This window comes from Streptomyces sp. NPDC060031 (genome assembly GCF_042736805.1).
GTDB lineage: Bacteria > Actinomycetota > Actinomycetes > Streptomycetales > Streptomycetaceae > Streptomyces.
In genome coordinates, this window is sequence record NZ_JBHWVM010000021.1 from 1 (window position 1) to 19,510 (window position 19,510).

The window sequence follows — 19,510 nt, forward strand, 5'->3', positions numbered from 1 at the left end:
TCGTCGCCGGCCACGGACGCGGCCGCTTCGTTTTTGTCTGCCATGACTCGTCCGATCCGCCTGGCCCACAGGCCCGAGGCCGAGCCCCGGGCCAGGCTTCCACATCACGGACTTACACGATCTTTCAGACACGCTCACGAAGTGTCGAGGAACGGCCGCTGAGGATGAGTTTCCCTGTTGATGTTCCCGGCGTCGAGGCGTTGGGTGTCCTGTCCCGCTTTCGTGTGGAGTTCTACGACTGCCTGTATGCCCGTGCGGACACGCTCTTCGAGCTCGCCGACGCGGTGCTGTGTGCGGACGGGCCGGTCAGGTCTCTGGTTGAGCTGACGTTGACGGCCGAGCACCGGCGTGGGCACGGAGCGATGTACGACGCTGTCAATCACGGCTGGCTGGAGCCCGTCCGGTTGCGCCGGCTGCTGGCCTCCACACCCTTGCCAAGAGCTGCCGACGGACGGATCGTCCTCGCGGTGGATGTGAGCAACTGGCTGCGGCCCGACGCTCCCACCAGCCCGGACCTGCTGTTCTGCCACGTATACGGGCGAGGCCGCAGTGCGGACCAGATGATTCCCGGCTGGCCGTACTCCTTCGTTGCAGCCCTGGAAACGGGCCGGACCTCGTGGACCGCGGTACTGGACGCGATCCGTTTGGGCCCGGCCGACGACGCCACCGCGGTCACCGCCGCACAACTCCGCGACGTTGTCACCCGGCTCCTGCGGGCAGGCCAGTGGAAGCCGGGCGACCAGGACATCCTCGTCGTCGTGGATGCCGGCTACGACGTCACCCGCCTCGCCTACGTCCTGGCCGACCTGCCCGTCGAACTGGTCGGCCGCCTGCGCTCGGACAGGGTGATGCTCCGCGACGCAGGACCGCGCCGCTCCACCCCACGCGGCGGGCAGCCCCGCAAACACGGCGGTGTCCTCACCTTCTCCAAACCCGACTCCTGGCACACCCCAGACCGCACCACCGCCCGTGCCACCACCCACTACGGCGCGGCAGAGACCCTTGCCTGGGACCGCATGCACCCGCGCCTGCAAGCCCGAGGCCCCTGGCTCGATCACTGCGGTGAACTCCCTTTGATCCACGGCACGTTACTCCGGCTGAAGGTCGAGTACCTCCCTGGTGACCGCGACCCGAAGCCGGTCTGGCTCTGGTCCTCCAAGACCGGGATGACGGACCAGGACATCGACCTGCGGTGGCAGGCATTCCTCCGGCGCTTCGACCTCGAGCACACCTTCCGCCTCTTCAAGCAGACTCTCGGCTGGACCGTCCCCAAGGTCCGCGACCCGCACACCGCCGATCTGTGGACCTGGCTGATCATCGCCGCCCACACCCAGCTCCGCCTCGCCCGCCCGCTCGCCGAGGACCTCCGCCGCCCCTGGGAACGGCCCGCGGAACCCCGCCGGCTCACTCCCGCCCGAGTCCGCCGCGGGTTCCGACACCTCCGCGCGAAGACCACCCAGCCCGCAGGCGTGCCCCAACCATCCCTGCCCGGTCCCGGACGCCCACCCGGATCGAAAAACCGCAGGCCAGCCCCACGACACGAGCCTGGCAAGACAGTGAAACGAGCAGAGACACTCACCGAACACGTCCGCTTGAAAGAACAACGAGGTTAAAGATCAAGCTGAGGTCGGGAGTGTCCCAGCTGGTCAGGAAGGCGTTCACGTCGCGCATGCTGTTCGGGGTGCGCGGGCGCCAGCGCACGCTCTGGCACCAGGCGCCGGCGGGGTGCGCTGGCTGGGCCAGCAGTGCGGCGACGCCGTCGATCATCCGCATGCGGTAGTCGCAGTACGCGTCGTGATCGTTGGCCGGGTCCTGGCGCCAGCGGGTGGCGATGCACCCTCCGCCGCAGGTGGTGCGGTAGTCGCAGGTCGTGCACTTGTCCATCAGGGCTTTGCCCTGATCCAGGAGGACGGAGTCCTGCTGGGCGCGGACCACCTCGTGCTCGTCGGCCGTGGACTCCAGCTGGGTAAGGCGGGCCTGGGGCCAGGGCAGTTCGTCGCAGCTCCCGAGGCGGCCATCGGGGTAGAGGGTGAAGACGTGGTCGCACTTGAGGTCGGAGAAGTGGCAGAACCCTGTTGTCAGACCCCGTAATCGCCGGATCGTGGACACGGCTGGTTCCATCTTGATGCGGGCGAAGTGTCCGGCGGTGATCCAGTGAGCGGTGGAGGCAAGGACGAACTGGGCGTACTCGTCGGGATGGATCGCCCAGGCCGGGCCATCGGCCGCGTTCACGGCAGCCTGCTGAAGCAGCCGGCTGGCCGACTTGCGCCTGCTCGGCAGGGCCGTGGAACGGCGGATCGTGGAGTCGAAGCAGGGAACGAAGCTGATCGCGTTGACCGAACCGAAGGCGGCGAGGTGGTCCAGCACCTCTTCGGCGCGGTCCAGCACCGCCGGGGTCACCGCGGCGATCACACCGACGCTCCGGCCCCGCTCCGCGAGCAGGTTCAGGGAGGCGGCGACGCGCGGATACACGGGCTTGCCGTCGTAGCCGACACGCCAGGCGTTGCCCTGGGCGTCACCGTCGAGGGAGATACCGATCCGGAGGTCTGGGCAGAGGGTGTCGAACATGTCGAGCCAGTCGGCGTCGAGCAGGACACCGTTGGTCTGCAGGCTCACGCGGACGACCTGCGGCAGGCCGGCCAGCTCCGCGAGGATCTCGCCGATGTGCTCCCGTCCCGCAGTCAGGGGCTCGCCGCCGTGGAGTTCGACGGCGAGCTTGCGGCCCTTGAAGATGCTGGCCAGGCGCCTGATCTGGTCGGCGCTGACCCTTGCACCCCCTGGCGCCTCCTTGCGCTTCTCGTAGCAGTAGAGGCAGTCGATGTCGCACGTCTCGCCGCGCGTCTTGACGATGACCGACACCGCGGTGCCAGTGTCATCGGCGTCCAGGCTCCGGTAGAGCCCGTCGATCGTGTGGCGCTGTTCTGTGCTGAGGTTCATCGGCTGCCCCCTCCTATGCTGCCGTGACCGGATGCCTGGCTAGTCGGACAGACGCCCCAGCAGGGCGCCCTGGCCGGACTGGAGAATGTGCGCGGCCTCCAGCGGCATCCAGAAGCACTCGAAGTGAGTCGGCTCCTGCTCGCCGTCGTGGTTCTCCTGGCTCATCCACCGCTCCGGGGTCGGCTCGGTGAGCTCCAGGTGGAAGACGTGCCGGTGCTGGATCTCGAACCGGTACGGGCTGATGTCGTACTCGGTCTCGCCGAGCTTGCGGACGATCTTGAAGTCCGACAGGCCGGTCTCCTCGCGGGCCTCGCGCAGAGCGGCGGCCTCCGGGGTCTCACCGAGGCGGATGCTGCCCGCGGGGACCTGGATGCCAACCTCCTCGTAGGAGTAGTCGGTGTGGCGGAACACCAGCAGGCGCCCGTCGCGCACGACGTAGACGAGGACCTTTTCCTTCGTGACCTTCTCGGGCATTACGAAAACCTCCACTTGGTACAGAAGCTGACTCGTGGGGCCGGCCCGGTAGAGGGCCGGGGACTGCTTGTCCCGTGGCCGACCGTGATCGGCCGGTGTCCTGGGGAAGCCCACGAGTCTAGGCCCCCAACTTGCCGTCGAATCAGCGCTATTCAGTCGAGCAGCTGGCCCACGCGGGACCTGTCGGCCGCTGGGGCCGCGGTCCGACGCCTGGCCCTCGTGCGGGTGTTCGATGACGAGCCCGCTGTCGATGTGGGAACCCTCGTCGCCGCTCGATCAGCCACTTCGGCGGCGTGGCCGGAGAGCAGTTGCTGATCGCGACTGCTGCCCCGATCTGCCCTTCGATCACCCGCACTGCTGGGCAGATCGAACTCCGCCCAGCAGCGCTTGCCCGTCGCCGTCAGATCAGCACCGTGGCGGTCGGCGAGCACGGATACGAGATACAGGCCGCGCCCGGACTCGGAACTACCGCTCAAGGGCTCCGGCCGCGGCAGCACCTTCGTAGCGTCATGCACCTCGACCACAAGCACAGGCCCCTCCTGGCAGACACTGACGGTGACCAGCCCCGACGCGGTGTGGCGCACGGCGTTGGTAATCAGCTCATCAGCCGCCAGCTCGATTCCGTCCAGTGCCTCCTCGTCGAGCCGTATGCCCCAAGAACGGATGCCGGCGACGACGTGGTGTCGTGCCTGCTGGGCGGCGGCTGCCGTGCGGGCGACGGTGAACGCGAGCTGGTGGTGCGCTGCCATGAGCGGGCCTCCTGGGCTGCCTGACTTGCGTAACCACGGCGGAGACTCGGCCTCGCAGGGCCGCTGTCTTGCCGGGGCGAAGATGAAGTGTTCCCGGCGGCTCCCGCCTGAACGAGGCCCTGAGCGGCGCCGAACGCCGTCCTTTCGTGCCTAACCGATGTCTATTCGCTGTCCACCTGGAATTTCTGGACAACAGATCTTCGATCGGCGGCTGTTGATGTCTAGCGTGGATGTCGGACAAGGACCCCCGGCACGAGGGAGCGGCTGTGCAGCCATCAGGACCGACCCTCTTCCAGACTCTGATCAACCAGCGGGGCTGGCAGGATTACCAGGTCTTCAAGCGGCGCTACGAGCAGGCGGCCAAACAGTTAGCCGAGCTGGAGGGGCCGCCATCGATCGCGACCGCGACGATCGAGAAGCGGCAGTTCTTCCGGTACGCGCACGGCGAGGTCCGGATACCGCAGACCGTCGGCCGCCGCGTCCTCGAGTTCATGTTCCCGGGCCTCCCGGCCGCCCGACTCCTCGGGCCTGCGGAGCCCAAGCCGACGGCCTCGCCGCACCACCCGGCGGCTGACGACCGCAACGCAGTGGATCCATCCGAGTACGGCCTTGAAGACGTGGTCATGGCGGCGGCGAATGAGTCGGCGCAGTTCGCGGCCAGGGCAGAGAGCAGCAACGTGGGACCGCACACGCTGGAGCAGCTGGAAGCTGACATCCGCCGCCTCGTCATTACGTACCCCAACCGGCCTGTCGGGCCCCTGTTCCGCGAGGTACGTGCCCTTCGTGACCGTGCCTTCGAACTCCTCGAAGGACGTCAGCCACCGCGGTACACCAGCGACCTCTACGTAGGCGCTGGCGTCCTGTGCGGCGTACTCGCGAATGCCAGCTTCGACCTGGGCCGCTACGACGCCGCCGAAACACAGGCACGCACCGCCTTCCTATTCGGCGAGCTCGCCGGCCACAACGGACTGCGCTCCTGGGTACGCGGACTCCAGGCACTCATCGCGTACTGGGACGGCCGCCCCGTAGACGCCGTACGCCTCGCCGACTCCGGAAGCGCGTTCACCCCCGAATCCGGCACGGCGCAGATCCGGCTGGAGAGCATCAAGGCACGCGCCTATGGCCAGCTCAACCGGGGCAGCGATGCCATGGCCTCCCTGAGCGCCGCCGACCGCCTGCGCGAGCGTCTCGTCGAAGGGGACGAACTGCCCGGCGGAATGATGGCCTTCCCCGCCGAGAAGCAACTGTTCTACTCCAGCAGCACGCACCTCTGGCTTGCCGGCACGCAGCACCTCAGCGACGCCGAGGCCCGCGCCGACGAAGCGGTGGAGATGTTCCAGTCCGCGCCGCCGGAGCAGCAGAGACTCGGCGAGATGTCCCTGGCCCGCATGGACCTGGCCATGGCGCGGCTGGGCCGTGGAGACATCGACGGGGCCGCGACGCAGATCCACGCTGTCCTCGGGGTCAGTGCCCGGCGTCGCACCGAGAGCGTCGATCGCCGGATCGGTCACTTCAGCCGTCAGCTCGCACTGCACCCCGGGGCTGGATCACCTGCCGCGATCGGCCTTCGTGAGGTGATCATTGCTCATCAGGAACGCATGCCCGCTCAGCTCCCGCCAGGAGGCAGCCAGTGACGACCGTGACCCTCTTGCACCCCGGCGCCATGGGCGCGGCCGTCGCCGCCCAGGCCGTCAAGGCAGGCCACGAGGTGCTGTGGGTGCCGAAAGGCCGCAGCGACGCCACCCACCGGCGCGCGAAGGACGCCGGGGCCACCGCGTGTGTCTCGCTCGGCGAGGCGCTGGAACGCAGCGAGATCGTCCTGTCGATCTGTCCTCCGCAGGCCGCCGAAGACGTGGCGACCACGGTCGCCGGCCACGCCTTCGCCGGGGTGTACGTGGACGCCAACGCGATCAACCCCCAGCGCATGCAGCGAATCGCGGAGGAGATCAGGCCGGGCGCCATGGTCCTCGACGGTGCGATCTTCGGCCCGCCGCCCGGTGGCCAGCGGGCTGCTCGCCTCTACCTCGCCGGCGAAGCCCAGGCCGTGGACACGGTGGAGCCCGTGTTCAAGGACACCGCGTTGCACGTCCGCCGCGCGAGCGGCACCGTCGGCTCCGCCTCCGCCCTGAAGATGGCGTTTGCCAGCTACCAGAAGGCCGCCCGAACCCTCGCCGGCGTCGCCCACGCACTCGCCGACGCCCACGGCGTCGGGGACCAGCTCACCGCCGAAGCGCAGGTCATGGCGTCCAACATCCTCTCCGACCCCGGATACCTGCCCAGCGTGGCCGCGCGAGCCTGGCGCTGGGCACCGGAGATGGAGGACATCGCTGAGACTCTCCGCGCAGCCGGTCTGCCCGCAGACATGGCCGAGGCCGCGGTAGCGGTCATGTCGCGCTGGGAAGGAGACAAGGACCAGTACAACCTAGAGCTCACCGACGTCTTGTCCCACCTGCGGAGCCAGGGTGGCTGAGCAGCGACCAGTTCTCTCCGCGGACGAAGTCCAGCAGCAACCCGTCGCCGCTGCCGTCGTCGTCCACAAGGGGCGGGTGCTGCTGGTGCGACGCCGTGTGGCGGAGGGACGACTCTCCTGGCAGTTCCCGGCAGGCAAGGTCGAGGCTGGTGAGACTGGGCAAGCTGCCGCTGTACGGGAGACGAAGGAGGAGACCGGCTTGGATGTAACTGCGGTGACGCTGCTCGGTGAGCGCGTCCACCCCGTCACCGGGCGGCTGATGTCATACACGGCGTGCGCGGTGGTGGGAGGAACGGCGCACGTTGCGGACGCTGACGAGATAGCCGAGGTCGCCTTGGCAACCCTCGCGCAGATCCCGCGGTACGTCCCGTACGGACTCTTCGAGCCGGTGCAACAGCACCTCGACGCCGTGATCGGGTGACCGGAGGCGTGTCAGCCCATACCTCGTTCCGTCCGCAGGAGTTGATTCTCCTTCTCCAGCGCAGCCACGCGGCGTTCTAGATCAGCCCGAGTGCGTCTTGTCGGCGCAGGCAGCTCTGCCTTCGATGGAGTGGGTGGTCCGCCGGCTAGTCCGAGGGGCTCGAAGGCCACGATCGTCGAGGGATTCTTCCCGCACTCCGGGCAACGAATCTTGCGGCTGGGTTCGGCGTTCTCGCAGTGACGCGAGGTCTCGGCGATGTGCCCGCAGTAGAGCCGAACCCGCCACCGCATGATCAGGTGCTCCGGTGTCTTGAACGACAGCATCAGCCGGCAGACCTCCTCCAGGTGCTCCCGCTGGCGCTCCACCATTTCGGGATTCGCTCGCACCTCGGCAAGGTGTTCATCGACCCGTCGACTGGCAACGTCGCAGATCCCCTCCAGCTCCTTCTGCCATTGATGGTCACGTCGCGTGAGCTGGTAGTCCTCAAGGGGGACGCTGTGGCTCTTGTATTCGACCTCGCGCATGGGCGGCACCGTAACCGCAGAGGATCGGACAGCAGGGGAAGAGCCTTTTCCCTTTCGCCCAATGACAAGACTTGCGCGCGTTTGGCCGGTCGACTACTGGGGTTCGGTCAAAGCCGATCGGGTGCTACTCCTCTGCTCGGCTGTGCCACCGCGGACCACCGGGGCGCACTGTGAAGCCGCTCCCGGCGGCTGCGACCGCGGCTATCGGCGGTGTTGGTGTTGCTGGCTCGCAGGAGGCGTAGGTACCGCGGACTGACGGCTACTGGCCGTATGAGTGGGAGTCTGGGCGCCCGTGAAGGGCGAGCGTCGACGGGCTGCATCGGCGCGGCGGTTGGGGGCGGGGTTGCGGCTGGTGTGCTGGAGGCGGGTGATCAGGACGCGGGCCGGTTGGCGGGCTGTGCCGAGTTCGCGCTGGGCTGCGGCCTCCTTCAGGAGCTGGTGGGGTTGGTGGCCTCGGGCCTCCGCGTCCGCCAGGAGGGCGGCGAGGGCGGGCCAGCTGGGGTCGGTGAGGATCCGGTCGGCCTGGTCGGGGACGGCGGCGCGTACGTCGTGGGCGAGGGTTCGGCGGTGGTCCTCCCTCGGCTGACGCTGTTCGAGTACGACGAGGGTGGGGGTGAGGGCTTGGTCGGCGGCTGCCTGCAGGTGGTGGAGGGTTTGGCGGGCGGCGTCGGCTTGGTGGGCGTGGCCCTTGGCCTCGTGCCAGCGGCTGGCGATGATTCCGGCCCACAGGAGGGCTGCGATGAGGGCGGCGAGGGCGCTGCCGTCGGGGCCGGTGGAGGTGTGGACGATGTCGCGGGCCGCGTTGCGGATGGCGTGGGCGGCGCGGTCTTCCGCCCGGATCTGGGAGCGCTGGGCGCGTGCGAACGCTTTTGATGCGGACTGGAGTTCGACGCGGAGGCGGGTAGGGGCTTTCTGTGCGGTGGCTTCGAGGAGTTCGCCGAGGGCGGTGATGTGTGCCTGGGCGTGGGTGTCGTCGGCGAGGTCGGTGCGGAAGGTGTCGAGGGCTTCGGTGGCCTGGTGCCAGGGGGTGGCGGGCCGGTTGCGGCGGGCGGTGGGGTGTTCCTCGGGCTGGGCGGCTTCGAGGCGGGCCCGGAGTTTGGGGAGGGTGAGGTCGGGGGCGATCTTCCCGCCTGGGTGGAAGATCTGTTCGCCGTCCTTGTTGAGGTCGCCGGGGCGGCCTGCGGCGTAGCCGAGGAGGTCTCCGGAGGGACCGCGCCGGACCTTGACCGCGATGACGTCAGCTTCCATGTAGGCGAGGAGTTCCTCGGCCGTGCGGGCGTGGGGGATAGCGGCGCGGATACGGTCCTGGAGCCACTCGCGGCTCGTCTGCTCCCAGCCGAGCCGTTCGGCCTTGTGCATCTCCGCCTGGGTGGGAGCGCGGGTCCCGGTGCGGTCGCCCTTCTTCAAGCGGCGCAGGCCGTAGTCCTTCTCGATCTGCCGGCATGCGTCGCCGACGCGGATGCCGCTGTCGTGGAGTTTGGGGCGGCGGCCATCCTCGCGGACGGTGGTGGCGAGGATGTGGATGTGGTCGTCGGCGTGTCGTACGGCGATCCAGCGGCAGGCCAGGTCGTCGCCTTCGGGGGCGATGCCGGCCGCGGCAACGATGCGCTGGGCGATCTCGCCCCACTCGGCGTCGGAGAGGTGGCGGTCCTCGGAGGCGGCGCGGACGGGGCAGTGCCAGACGTGGTCGGTGATCTTCTTGCCGAACTCGCTGTTGCGGAGATGCACAGGTTCGTCGAGGTTGCGGGCGAGCTGGGTGAGGGTGGCGTTCTCGTCGCGGCCGGGGTCGGGCATGGCGAGCATGGCGAAGCCGGCCACGATGTGCGGGTCGGTGTGTTCATCCTGGCGGCCGGGGCCGTAGAGGTAGGCGAGCAGTCCGCGGGTGTTGGCGCCGGAAGGCTTGATGGTAGCTATCACGGCTGTCGGACCTCCCTCGGGTGGGCGGGCTCGCGCAGGGTCTCGGCGATCAGGACGAGCAGTTCGTGGAGCTCGTCGAGGCGCTGGCGTATGTCGGGCGGGGTGAGGTCGCTGTTCAGGGCGCGGGCGATTTGGTTGATGTTGACGCCGATGCGGTTGCACTGGCGCAGGACCTGGGCGCGGAAGACGTGCGTGCGGCGCCGGTCCTCGGACAGGGGCAGGTTGGCGGTGAACCGCCCATTGATGAAGGCCAGGACGATGTCGGCGGCGAAGCCGGATATGCCCTTGTAGCCGTGCTCAGCTGCGGCCTCCTGAAGGCGGGGGTGTTCGTCGTCCGTGAAGCGCAGCGGGCCGACGCGGTCACCGCGCTTGTTGCCGGTGAAGCGGCGGATCGTGGGCTGGACGCTCTTGACCGTCGGCTCGCCGACGGCGGGCTCGGCGCTGCGTACGGTGTGGAGGATCTCGTGCTGGACGGCGTGGAGCGTGTCCTGGTCGGGGCCGCCCTCGGACCCGACCTCACAGTCCGGCGCCCCCTGGCGCTGTGCCGTCTCCGCCACCCCCGGGGCGGAGATCCCCGAAGACCGGCCTTGAGTCGGACTCGGGGTACTACTGGCTCCGCCAGGAGCCGTCATTCCGAACGCGCGCCGCCAATGGTCCATCAGCGTAGATGACTTCGAAGGCGGTGAGGGTGTGTCGTCGTTGTGCTCCGGGGCGGGTGTCATGGGTCGTTCTCCTGTGGGGTGAGGTGAGTGGGGTGGTTGCCTCGCGGTCTCGGGGCAGGCCCGTACCGGGGCGTGGGCTGCTGGCTGGTCCCCCGGGCGAGGAGTGCGGGGCCCGGTCCCCGCAGCCCTTCGGGGACCGGGCCGCCGCGGACCACCGGGACCAGGGGAATCGGGGACCGTCCCGAACTGAGACCAGAAGGAAATGGGGGACCGTCCCGAGCCCGGGGACCGGCGGGAGAAGGCTCGGGGACCGGATGGGGGACCGTCCCCGTGGACGCGGGGGACCGGTCCCCTCCGGTCCCGGAATCCGATGACCTCACGGTCCCCGATCGGACATGGGGACGGTCCCCAGAGGGTGGGGACCGTCCCGACGGTCCCCACCCGGCGGGGATATCGCGCGGGTAATTGGGGACCGAGTCGCCTATAGGCCATCTGACCTGCGGAAAGCGTTCCGGGACGGTCCGATGTAGGGACCGGTCCCCACCCCGATGTGGGGACCGGTCCCATGTCCTTCGCCGGGGACCGTGGTGGTTGCGGGGACGGTCCCCGTCGCCGGGCGGCAATCCGGGACCGTCCCCGATCGTCTGGGGGACCGTCCCCTTGGCGGGACCGAGGTGTGGATTTGGGGACGGTCCCGCTCCGGTGGGACCGAAACGTGGCGATGGGACGGTCCCCAAGGGTCACCGGGACCGTGGCGGATGGGGGACCGTAGTCGTCAGGCGGCCAGCGGGGGTGTGCGGCGGCGGTCAGGGCCGGTCAGGATGACACGGGTGGTCATCTCCGCGAGGCGGGAGGCGACACGGTCCCCGACCGCGCTGCGCAGCTCCTCGGTGGGGAGGTTGGTGGTGATCAGCGTCGGGAGCATCTCGGCGTAGCGGCGGTTGATCAGCCGGTACGTCAGCTCCTCTGTCCACTCGGACTGCTTGGCCGCGCCGAGGTCGTCCAGGATCAGCAGCGGGCACCGGCCGAGTTCCTGGATCTCCCGCTCGGGGTCGTGGTTGGGGCGCGGGCGGGACTGGGCGTGCAGGTCGGCGGAAGTCACCGCCTGCCAGCGGAGCCGGACCCCCGCGCCGAGGAGCGAGCGGACGGCTCCGTAGGCCTCGTGGGTCTTGCCACTGCCGGTGGGGCCGGCGATCAGCAGCGAGGGCCCGTACGAGATGCCCCGCGTGCCGCCGGGGCCCACGCTGCCCATGCCTGCGACCCTCTCGGCCCAGGCGCGCACACCGGGGTCTGTGGCGGTGGCCTCCCGGTAGCGGGGAGGGATCCGCCGGTCGGCCAGCTCCAGCGCCGTTACCGGCTCCGCTACGGGCTGGGCGGGGGCCGCGTCTGGATCGATGCCCTTGGCGGTGAGGATCGCGTTCAGGCGGGCCGCCAGGAGCCCGGCGCGCTGGGGTTCACGGGTCGCTGTCGTCACAGGGCACCTCCGTAGGCGGCTTCGGCGTCGGCGGGGTTGGCGTAAGGCCGGTGGGCCTGGTGGCCATTGGGACGCCGCTGTGGCGGGTTCATTGCCTCGTTGACCAGGCTGGGCAGCACACTCGGGTGCAGGGCCTTCTCCCGAAGCCGGACCAGCCCGGCGCGGATGTGGGCGGGGTCGTTGGGCTCGGCGAGGAGCTTGCCGACGGCCTTGCCGAGTTGGCCCAGTACGGCGGTGGGCGGCCGGTTGGTGCACGCGGCGGCGTACTCGGCGACGAGTTGGGCGGGGGAGACAGGGTCGGGTGGTGGGGCGCTCGCGCCCCCCAACGGAGTTGATCCTAGATCCACGTTCCTAGGTCCTAGATCCGGACCATGAGGACTCACGGCAGCCTCCAGGAGTCCTCCCAGAATGCTCCGGGAGAGGTCACTGAACCCGGTCTGACCTGCGGATACGTGACTCGGTGAGGGCTCGCGCCGTTGCGGCGAGGGCTCGGCGAGGGGTCCGTGAGCACGCACGGCGTCCTCACGGAGCCCTCCGTGTGCCGGCAGTGAAACCGCCGGGGCCTGGCCGCCGTCGTGGTGCGGGCACGCCGGGTGGCGGACACCGCTGGGCCGGTTCACCTTCTGGTGCTTGGAGAAGGTGACGATGTGCAGGTACCGCTTGCCATCGGGGCCCTCGTACCGGCAGACGAGCCCTGCCATGTCGAGCTGGTTGAGGTCGTCCTCGACCTCCAGCGCGCCGTGCTCGGGTCGCAGGGACCACAAGGCGCCGGCGATGACGGCGGCCTGGTCGCGGAAGCGCCCGTGGTCGTCGGCCTGGGTGAGCAGGCCGAAGAAGGTCCGCTCGGCGGCGATGGTGACCGCAGCGAGCGACTCCGAGATGAACGCCTCCGGCTTGATGGTGCGGATGCGCGCCATGCTTATCGCCCCGCCTTCGTGCTGTAGGCGGACGGGGTCCTGCGGACCGGCAGGGGGGCGCGGACGGCCACTTGGGCCGTGCGGTGGGGCACAGATGTTCCTCTCGATCGTCCAGCAGGGAGCGGCAGTTCGGTGGGGGCTTGGAGGTCCGCAGCGCATTTGCATCGGGCCATCAATTCCCGAACCGGGCCGTGACCAACATAGCCACACCTGATTCGGGCAAGTCCAGCGATTCCGGTTACGAAGCAGCACCAGTCGAAATGGTGCACGGGGAATGCCATAACGGTAGGGCCGGATCCCAGGTTGACCAAAAAGTCGGCGCCGAATGCGGAGCGGGAAAGATCGCACCGCGAAGGCCTTGACCTCTGCCGTTAGCGCCGTCTATGTTGCCGCCGCTTCCCACGTCAGGCACATGGCAGCCCATCCAGCCGACCCGTCTGGGTACATGGTGCCGGATGTCCGAAATTGCCTGGAAGTTGTCGACTGTCAACTTCCTCTGCAAGGTTATGGACCCCTATTCGGTCCTGCGCGAAAGACGGCAGCGGGGCTTTATACCCCACGATCCCCGGTCACCCAAACCGGGGATTCAGAGTTACAACAGATGCATGCCCAAACACCCCACGGAATCCGCTCCTGCACGAGTGCGGACTGTCGGCACCATCGAGCGCACGCGTACCGCTCGCGGCTTCGCCCAGCGCGAGCTCACTGGCCGTGTCACCGGGCTCGGCCGCCCCATGTCGAACACGACGCTGCCCCGCATCGAATGCGCCGGCGCCGCTGCGACGTCGACGACCTCGTTGCCATCGCCGCCGCCCTCGGGCGGGGTCTCCATTCGCCCCGACTCCCGCTGCGGCCTTGTAGCAGCACCCTCGGGCGGTGCCGCGCGGCTTCCTCCGCCTCGGCGCCCTCCCCGGGGGGTCTCCCACTCGGTTCCCCGCTCCTACGGCGCCCGCGGAGCCAGTTGGCCGCTGGCTCTGCCTGCCGAAGGTCCTCACCTATTCCGCCTGGCGTCTCGCTGTCCGCCAGCCGTTTGCCCGGCGTCTCCATGCCCCTGCCGAAGGAGAAAGTTTGACGTCCCCCTCCCGCTGTACTGGCAACGGATCCACCGCTGCGAAGCCCTGCACCGACCTGCTCGCCTCACGTCTCACCTTCCACGCCCGGGGCCAGAAGGGACGGGCGCCCCGAGAGCGAGTGCTTGCGCGGCTGGAGGGTGATGTAGGACGCGACTCTTCCTCGTGGACTACGCACGACGAACCCGATGCCCCAAGGGCTACGCATCCCACCGGTGGATCGCCGTGGCGGCCGAGCGGGTTTGAAGTGATCGAGGAGACCGACTGCCGTCGCAACACCGTCGTGAAGTACGTCGCTTCGAAAGGCCAAGGGACCGGGGACGCAATGCGTGATCTGAGCAGGGCGCGCCGGTACCTCAACCGTGAGATCAACCGTCTGCGGCTGGAGCGGGAGGACAGCCACCCAGCCGGAGCCTAGCCGTGGTCTGTCGCCGCAACTCGAAAACGAACAGCAGCCCCCGCACTCGCGGGGGCTGCTGTTCGTTCGTGCGCCACGCTTCTCTACGCCGGCGACTCCCCGGCGAGTCGCAGCGATGCTTCGATGGCATCGATGACGTCCAGCCCGATCTGGAGCTGCCGCTCATCCAGTTGCTGGCTCGCCACGTGCTGCTGCGTCGGCAGATTGTGGGTGACGACCCCGTGGGCGACATCGTCGGTCAGCTCGACGTGCACGGCCTTGGCCATCCGCCGGACGTCGCCCAGCTGAACCATGAACCCGAACGGCTTGCCGGGGATCGGATCGCGGTAGACCTTGACGGCCACCCGATGTTCTCGGAGGAAGAGCTGCTTGCCCTCGTCGTCCCGCGAGGTCCAGATGTCCGCGAAGGTGCGGCCTGTCAGAGCGAACTTCCCGCGCTGTTCTTCGTACTCGGCGAGCTGGGTGCGAAGCCGCGACAGCTTCGCGGACTGCGAGTTGAGCAGCGACCAGTAGACCTCTTCCTTCTCCGGGGCGTCGTACTTTCCCGCCCCGAAGTCGGCCTTCAGCCGGTCCAGGCGCGCCTGCGTGGCCGTGATGTCGCTGGACGGGTCGTACAGATCGGCTGCCACCTCCCGTGCCTCGGGGAGATGGCCCATGTGCTCCAGGAACACCTTGGTGAGTTCGCCCTCGAGCTCCGCCGAGTCCACGGCCGCGGCGCTCTCGCAGGTCCCCTGGACCTTGTGCCGGCTGCACTTGTACCGGGAGTAGTGCCACTCCTTCGCCGGGCGGTCCCCCTTGGCGGGCTTTCGGTTGGTGAAGACGGCCTTCGTCAGCGGGCCGCCACAGGAGCCGCACGAGGCCACTCCGACCAGCATGGCCTGGCTCTTGGTCACCTTGGGCCCGAAGGCGCGGTTGTCCGCCAGCTTCAGGACGACTTTGTTCCAGGTGGCGAGGTCGAGAAGGGGGGTGTCCGTGATCATGCGCGGATTGCCCGCGTCGTCCTCGACGATCTCGCCCTTGTACGTGTAGAGCCCGGCGATCTTGGGGTTGAGCATCATGCCCCGGATCGAGGAGTTGGACCACTGGCTCTCTTGCGCCCGCTTGCTGTTGGGCTGGATCAGCGAGAGCCAGGTGGGCTCACCTCGAGTGGCGAGGTCTCTCGATATGGAGCGCAGACTCTCGCCGTCCAGGATCTTCTTCGCGATCTCCTGCGCGAGCTCCGTGTAGTGGGGGAGTCCTTCGAGTCGCTTCCCCTTGCCCTTGCCCACCTGGACGATCTCGTAACCGAAGGGCGGGAGGCCGGCCACCCACATGCCCGCGGCGAGGCGGGTCTGTACGGCGTCGAGCGCCCGCGACCGGATCGTGTCCAGCTCGCCCTCGGCGAAGACGGCCAGGATCTGGGCGAACATCTTGCCCATGGGAGTGGACATGTCGATCCCCTCCTGGGTCGACACGATGATCTTGCCGTTGTCTTGACACCACTGGACGATCTCGCTGAAGTGGGCCACCCGCCGGCTCAGCCGGTCCACCTTCATGACGCAGAGCACGTCCCACAGGTCTTTGTGCTCGTCGTCGAACCACTTGCCCAGGTCCGGGCGCTTGAAGGGGTGGAGCCCGCCGGAGACGTCCGTGTCCGTGGCCCAGGCGACGACTCGTGCGTCTCGCCCGGGGGCCTCGACCCAGTGCTGTACGTGCTCCTTCTGGCGGGGTATCGCCGTGGAGTCGTCGGTGTCGACGGAGAGCCGCAGGGAACCCAGGACGCGCAGTGTCATGGGGATGACCCTAGCGTGAGTTGGTGGTTGGTCAAGAAAGAAGAAGTTGGCTCTACAAATCACCCACAACCGTTCTGCTCGCGGGCTTCATGGCGTGATCCTCACGCGGGACGACCGGGGGGCGAGGGCAAGCTGTCCACCCGCCTGGGCCTGGTGACGGAGGCGGTGGAGGCGGGGGAGGGCATGGGCCTGTACGGGTACCTGGTTGCTCAGATGTCCAAGGGCGGCAAGGCGGACTATGTGATCGTGGATGGGGCCCAGTTCCTCGCCTCGGAGTAGGTCGACCAGCTCGCGCGCATCGTGGACGACCTCGGCCTGGACGTCTTCGCCTTCGGCATTACGACGGACTCCCGCACGAAGCTCTTCCCGGGCGCGCAGAGGCTGATCGAACTGGCCGACCGGATCGAGTAGCTCCAGGTCGAGGCCCTGTGCTGGTGCGGCGCCCGCCCCACGTACAACGCCCGTACCGTGAGCGGGGAGATGGTGGTCGAGGGCGCCCAGGTCGTGGTCGGCGACGTGAACCGCCCGGCTGAGGAGATCGGCTACGAGGTCCTGTGCCACCACCGCAAGCGGATGACCTCGGCGTCAGCCCACGCCAGCGCCTTCTCCCTGGACGTCCTCCCGGTCAACCATGCCTGACCGGCCGGTCGACGCCATGGCCTGTCCATGGCCGGTTTGAACTCGCGGCTCCGTAGGGGTGACCGGAACGAACAGCCGTCCTCGTCTCCTATTCGACGAGGACAGCCGGCAGCCGTAGTGCCATCGCCGCATCAGATGCGCTTCCTTCGCTGCCGCTGGGCTCCAGAGCCCAGATGACCGGCCCGACAGGGCTGCGCCGCTGCCTGCCATCGAAGTGGGCTACCCGTACTCCCTCTTGGTGACTACCATCGTCGCCCTCACACTATGGCCAGTCAGCAACCACGGCGTGCGTCACCATCGCTGCACCTTCGTCGCTTGCGACGAGGGTGGCCCAAGCAGTGGCAGCCCAGACTGTGGCAGGTCAGAGTATTGAAATAGGTAGAGCTAAAGCGATAGTCGGTGAATAGTGGCAGCGGGCTGCGTATCCTGTGATGCGCACACCTATGACCGCAGGGCTCGGACGGTAGGAGCAGCGTGAAGAGATGCAAGAATGCGGCCAGGGCGATCGCGGCCAACACCGTCAGAAATCTATACGCAGATGCCGCTGGGCGATGCCAGAACCCCAACTGCCTTAGCTCGGTGTTGGTTAAAGCGATAAATAAAGTTCGCGTTAACGTGGGCGAAATGGCGCATATCATCGCAGCCTCGCCTCAAGGGCCACGGGCCAGCGATTATATCGAAGGTGAGGTGCTGGCGCAGGAGGATAATCTCGTGCTTCTTTGTCTCGTGTGCCATAAGATCATCGACTCGGAAGACAGTGCTTACCCGCCCGAGCTTCTTCATGGCTGGAAGCGTCTGCATTCATCCCGTATTTCGGACGCATTCGACGCGCGCCCACTGAGTGACAGAGTCGAGGCTCGGGGGGCAATCGAGCGATATCTCCAATCCAATCGCGCAACCTTCGATGGGTTCGGGCCGAATTCAGAGACGGCGGGAGATCCATTCTCGGATGCTGCCGAGATCTGGAAGGTCCGAGTGCGTGAGGTGATTATCCCAAACAATCGGATGATCCTTCGGATAGTTGATGCGAATTCGACCCTACTTAGGCCCGACGAAGTGGTCACTGTGGAGCGATTTCGGATCCACGTCGAAGAATTTGAGCGCAGGCATGTATTCGACATGCCATCCACTGCTGTCCCGCAGTTTCCGATAGGTATGAATGAACTGCTGTGCGAAGGGATCATATAACGTGCCAGACGGTGGCTACTACGCCAAGACGCCGCGCCCGGAGTCGCTTCAGACCGTCAAGAGGGTGCTCTCGCAACACTCGGCAATTCGAGGTTATGAGGAAGTCGAGACTCAGTTCTTTAAAGTCGATCGCTTCAAGCACCCTGCCGTTAATCTCTACGTGACAAACATCTACACCGTCGGCGTGGCAGACGTGCAGGAAATCATTGAGGGGGAGGCTTCGATCACGTGCATCCTGACTGTGAGTGCATGGAATAGCTACACGCCTCAGGCGAGGGAGTATGCCAAGGCGATCGGAGTGGGGCTCTTTCGATTTTATGAGATGATGGGAGCTCTGAACTATGCCGGAAATGAATTCCTTGATTACATTGCTCCGCAAGATCGTAGATGACGAGTTTGAAGGGTCGCATTGCGACCTTTTCATATTCGGCTCATCGTGGATGGCGCCATTGGGTGGGGGGCGAGACGTCGACCTTCTGGCCGTGTATCGGGGTGGAGAGGAGATTCGGGCCAGGAAGTTCAGAAGCGAGGCAGGCAAGGCGGCTAAGGCTGAGCTCGGGCTGATTCTCGACATTACGCTTCTCAGTAGAGAAGAGGAGAGTGAAATCGGCTTTATCTGCTCAGAGCAGGCGAAGCTCCTTCTATGAAATGCGATGCCCTAACCTTAAATCGATTGCTCGATTTCTTCTGGGAACTCGCGCCCTCGGCGAAGATGTCGACCATCTTCCCTCCGGGAAATTCCAGGAGACTCGGGACTCGCAGCACGCGCAGGCGGTCCCAGCCGGCGGACTCCAGGGCGTGATCTTCACGCGCGACGACCGTGCGGGCGAGGGTAAGTTGTCCTCCCGCCTCGACCTGGTCACGGAGGCGGTCGAGGCCACCGAGGGCATGGACCTGTACGCGTACCTCGTGGACCAGCTGTCGAGGGGCGGCAAGGCGGACTACGTGATCGCGGATGAGGCACAGTTCCTCGCCCCCGGCCAGATCGGCCACCTCGCCCGTACCGTTGACGATCTCGGGCTGGACGTGTTCGCCTTCGGCATCACCACCCTGGAGCACCGAAGGGAAGCGCCGCCTGTCTAGAGAATCCGGGGCGGCTGGCTCAGCTGAGATGGCGGATACCCCAGAAAAAGCACACTGGCGCTCCAGATTGCGCACAACCGCGACGCGCGGGGACTCCAGGGCGTGATCTTCACCCGCGACGACCGGGCGGGCGAGGGCAAGCTCTCGTCCCGCCTCGGCCTGGTGACGGAGGCGGTCGAGGCTCCGGAGGGCATGGACCTGTACGCGTACCTGGTCGCCCAGCTCTCCAAGGGCGGCAAGGCGGACTACGTGATCGTGGACGAGGCCCAGTTCCTCGCCCCGGAGCAGATCGACCAGCTCGCGCGCATCGTGGACGACCTCGGCCTGGACGTCTTCGCCTTCGGGATCACCACGGACTTCCGCACGAAGCTCTTCCCGGGCTCGCAGCGCCTGATCGAGCTGGCGGACCGCCTGGAGCAGCTCCAGGTCGAGGCCCTGTGCTGGTGCGGTGCCCGTGCCACCCACAACGCCCGTACGGTGGGCGGGGAGATGGTGGTCGAAGGCGCCCAGGTGGTGGTCGGCGACGTGAACCGCCCGGCGGAGGAGATCGGCTACGAGGTCCTCTGCCGTCGCCACCACCGCAAGCGGATGACCTCGGCTGCCGCCCACGCCGGGGCCCTCTCCCCGGACGTCCTCCCGGTCAACCACGCCTGACGGGTCCCGGTTGCGAGCGTCACAGCGGCTGCCTCAGCTGCGCTGTCGTGACGACACCGAGTCGGTGCCGACCGAGGCCATGATGGCCAGCCGCGGGCCGGCAGCCGCTCACGTCATGGCGCCTGCTCGGTCGGCGAGGAG

General features: G+C 67.6%; 16 protein-coding genes and 2 pseudogenes. 9 read left to right on the top strand and 9 right to left on the bottom strand.

The features are described from left to right. Positions 1 to 164: 164 nt before the first annotated feature. A complete protein-coding gene (locus ACFWB8_RS12110; protein ID WP_385225078.1) occupies positions 165 to 1,613 on the top strand; it encodes an NF041680 family putative transposase in 1,449 nt (482 codons plus the stop codon). Here ACFWB8_RS12110 and ACFWB8_RS12115 read toward each other — a convergent pair. The 3 genes from ACFWB8_RS12115 to ACFWB8_RS12125 form a co-directional block, all read right to left on the bottom strand. Then, the gene (locus tag ACFWB8_RS12115) at positions 1,576 to 2,937 is read right to left on the bottom strand and encodes a radical SAM protein (protein WP_385224926.1); all 1,362 of its coding nucleotides are present in this window, start codon (positions 2,935 to 2,937) and stop codon (positions 1,576 to 1,578) included. The genes ACFWB8_RS12110 and ACFWB8_RS12115 overlap by 38 nt on opposite strands. A 39-nt stretch (positions 2,938 to 2,976) precedes the next feature. Then, a complete protein-coding gene (locus ACFWB8_RS12120; RefSeq protein ID WP_385224928.1) occupies positions 2,977 to 3,411 on the bottom strand; it encodes an NUDIX domain-containing protein in 435 nt (144 codons plus the stop codon). Between the two features lie 152 nt (positions 3,412 to 3,563). After that, complete coding sequence (locus ACFWB8_RS12125) at positions 3,564 to 4,160, bottom strand: ATP-binding protein (protein WP_385224930.1); 597 nt, start codon at positions 4,158 to 4,160, stop codon at positions 3,564 to 3,566. Between the two features lie 266 nt (positions 4,161 to 4,426). On the opposite strand from ACFWB8_RS12125, the gene ACFWB8_RS12130 reads away from it, so the two are divergent. From ACFWB8_RS12130 to ACFWB8_RS12140, 3 genes are read left to right on the top strand one after another with little or no spacing between them, the layout of a single operon-like run. Next, positions 4,427 to 5,794 carry a hypothetical protein gene (locus tag ACFWB8_RS12130; protein ID WP_385224932.1) on the top strand — a complete coding sequence of 456 codons (1,368 nt, stop codon included), beginning with the start codon at positions 4,427 to 4,429 and terminating at the stop codon, positions 5,792 to 5,794. Further along, positions 5,791 to 6,630 carry a DUF1932 domain-containing protein gene (locus ACFWB8_RS12135; RefSeq protein ID WP_385224934.1) on the top strand — a complete coding sequence of 280 codons (840 nt, stop codon included), beginning with the start codon at positions 5,791 to 5,793 and terminating at the stop codon, positions 6,628 to 6,630. The genes ACFWB8_RS12130 and ACFWB8_RS12135 overlap by 4 nt, the downstream gene beginning before the upstream one ends. After that, complete coding sequence (locus tag ACFWB8_RS12140; protein ID WP_385224936.1) at positions 6,623 to 7,051, top strand: NUDIX hydrolase; 429 nt, start codon at positions 6,623 to 6,625, stop codon at positions 7,049 to 7,051. Before ACFWB8_RS12135 ends, ACFWB8_RS12140 begins: the two co-directional genes overlap by 8 nt. Before the next feature lie 11 nt (positions 7,052 to 7,062). On the opposite strand, the gene ACFWB8_RS12145 is transcribed toward ACFWB8_RS12140, so the two are convergent. The 6 genes from ACFWB8_RS12145 to ACFWB8_RS12170 form a co-directional block, all read right to left on the bottom strand. Then, positions 7,063 to 7,575, bottom strand: a complete 513-nt coding sequence (locus ACFWB8_RS12145; protein WP_385224938.1) for a hypothetical protein — start codon at positions 7,573 to 7,575, stop codon at positions 7,063 to 7,065. Between the two features lie 201 nt (positions 7,576 to 7,776). Then, entirely contained in the window at positions 7,777 to 9,492 is a 1,716-nt protein-coding gene (locus ACFWB8_RS12150) for a relaxase/mobilization nuclease domain-containing protein (protein ID WP_385224940.1), read from the bottom strand. Continuing rightward, a complete protein-coding gene (locus ACFWB8_RS12155; protein WP_385224942.1) occupies positions 9,489 to 10,049 on the bottom strand; it encodes a MobC family plasmid mobilization relaxosome protein in 561 nt (186 codons plus the stop codon). The genes ACFWB8_RS12150 and ACFWB8_RS12155 overlap by 4 nt, the downstream gene beginning before the upstream one ends. An 880-nt stretch (positions 10,050 to 10,929) precedes the next feature. Further along, positions 10,930 to 11,628: an ATP-binding protein gene (locus ACFWB8_RS12160; protein WP_385224944.1), complete on the bottom strand. Its 699-nt coding sequence runs from the start codon at positions 11,626 to 11,628 to the stop codon at positions 10,930 to 10,932. Next, positions 11,625 to 12,545, bottom strand: coding sequence for a hypothetical protein (locus ACFWB8_RS12165; protein WP_385224946.1), 921 nt, complete (start codon positions 12,543 to 12,545; stop codon positions 11,625 to 11,627). Before ACFWB8_RS12165 ends, ACFWB8_RS12160 begins: the two co-directional genes overlap by 4 nt. 1,571 nt (positions 12,546 to 14,116) lie before the next feature. After that, entirely contained in the window at positions 14,117 to 15,805 is a 1,689-nt protein-coding gene (locus ACFWB8_RS12170; protein WP_385224948.1) for a recombinase family protein, read from the bottom strand. A gap of 46 nt (positions 15,806 to 15,851) precedes the next feature. Between ACFWB8_RS12170 and ACFWB8_RS12175 the strand changes: the two are divergent. From ACFWB8_RS12175 to ACFWB8_RS12195, 5 genes and pseudogenes are all read left to right on the top strand, one after another. Next, positions 15,852 to 16,444: pseudogene (locus ACFWB8_RS12175) on the top strand (thymidine kinase). A gap of 624 nt (positions 16,445 to 17,068) precedes the next feature. After that, complete coding sequence (locus ACFWB8_RS12180; RefSeq protein WP_385224950.1) at positions 17,069 to 17,632, top strand: hypothetical protein; 564 nt, start codon at positions 17,069 to 17,071, stop codon at positions 17,630 to 17,632. Between the two features lies 1 nt (position 17,633). Next, on the top strand, positions 17,634 to 18,023 hold the full coding sequence (locus tag ACFWB8_RS12185) for a hypothetical protein (RefSeq protein WP_385224952.1): 390 nt from the start codon (positions 17,634 to 17,636) through the stop codon (positions 18,021 to 18,023). Positions 18,024 to 18,412: 389 nt separating this feature from the next. After that, positions 18,413 to 18,682: pseudogene (locus ACFWB8_RS12190) on the top strand (thymidine kinase); the annotation flags it as partial. Between the two features lie 87 nt (positions 18,683 to 18,769). Continuing rightward, positions 18,770 to 19,369 (top strand): thymidine kinase, encoded by a 600-nt coding sequence (locus tag ACFWB8_RS12195; protein WP_385225080.1) that lies wholly within the window; start codon positions 18,770 to 18,772, stop codon positions 19,367 to 19,369. Positions 19,370 to 19,510: the final 141 nt, after the last annotated feature.

Bases quoted from the DNA above. Each gene is read 5' to 3' on its own strand.
- ACFWB8_RS12110 (WP_385225078.1), top strand. From the start codon at position 165: ATGAGTTTCCCTGTTGATGTTCCCGGCGTCGAGGCGTTGGGTGTCCTG.
- ACFWB8_RS12115 (WP_385224926.1), bottom strand. From the start codon at position 2,937: ATGAACCTCAGCACAGAACAGCGCCACACGATCGACGGGCTCTACCGG.
- ACFWB8_RS12120 (WP_385224928.1), bottom strand. From the start codon at position 3,411: ATGCCCGAGAAGGTCACGAAGGAAAAGGTCCTCGTCTACGTCGTGCGC.
- ACFWB8_RS12125 (WP_385224930.1), bottom strand. From the start codon at position 4,160: ATGGCAGCGCACCACCAGCTCGCGTTCACCGTCGCCCGCACGGCAGCC.
- ACFWB8_RS12145 (WP_385224938.1), bottom strand. From the start codon at position 7,575: ATGCGCGAGGTCGAATACAAGAGCCACAGCGTCCCCCTTGAGGACTAC.
- ACFWB8_RS12165 (WP_385224946.1), bottom strand. From the start codon at position 12,545: ATGGCGCGCATCCGCACCATCAAGCCGGAGGCGTTCATCTCGGAGTCG.
- ACFWB8_RS12170 (WP_385224948.1), bottom strand. From the start codon at position 15,805: ATGACACTGCGCGTCCTGGGTTCCCTGCGGCTCTCCGTCGACACCGAC.
- ACFWB8_RS12180 (WP_385224950.1), top strand. From the start codon at position 17,069: ATGGCGCATATCATCGCAGCCTCGCCTCAAGGGCCACGGGCCAGCGAT.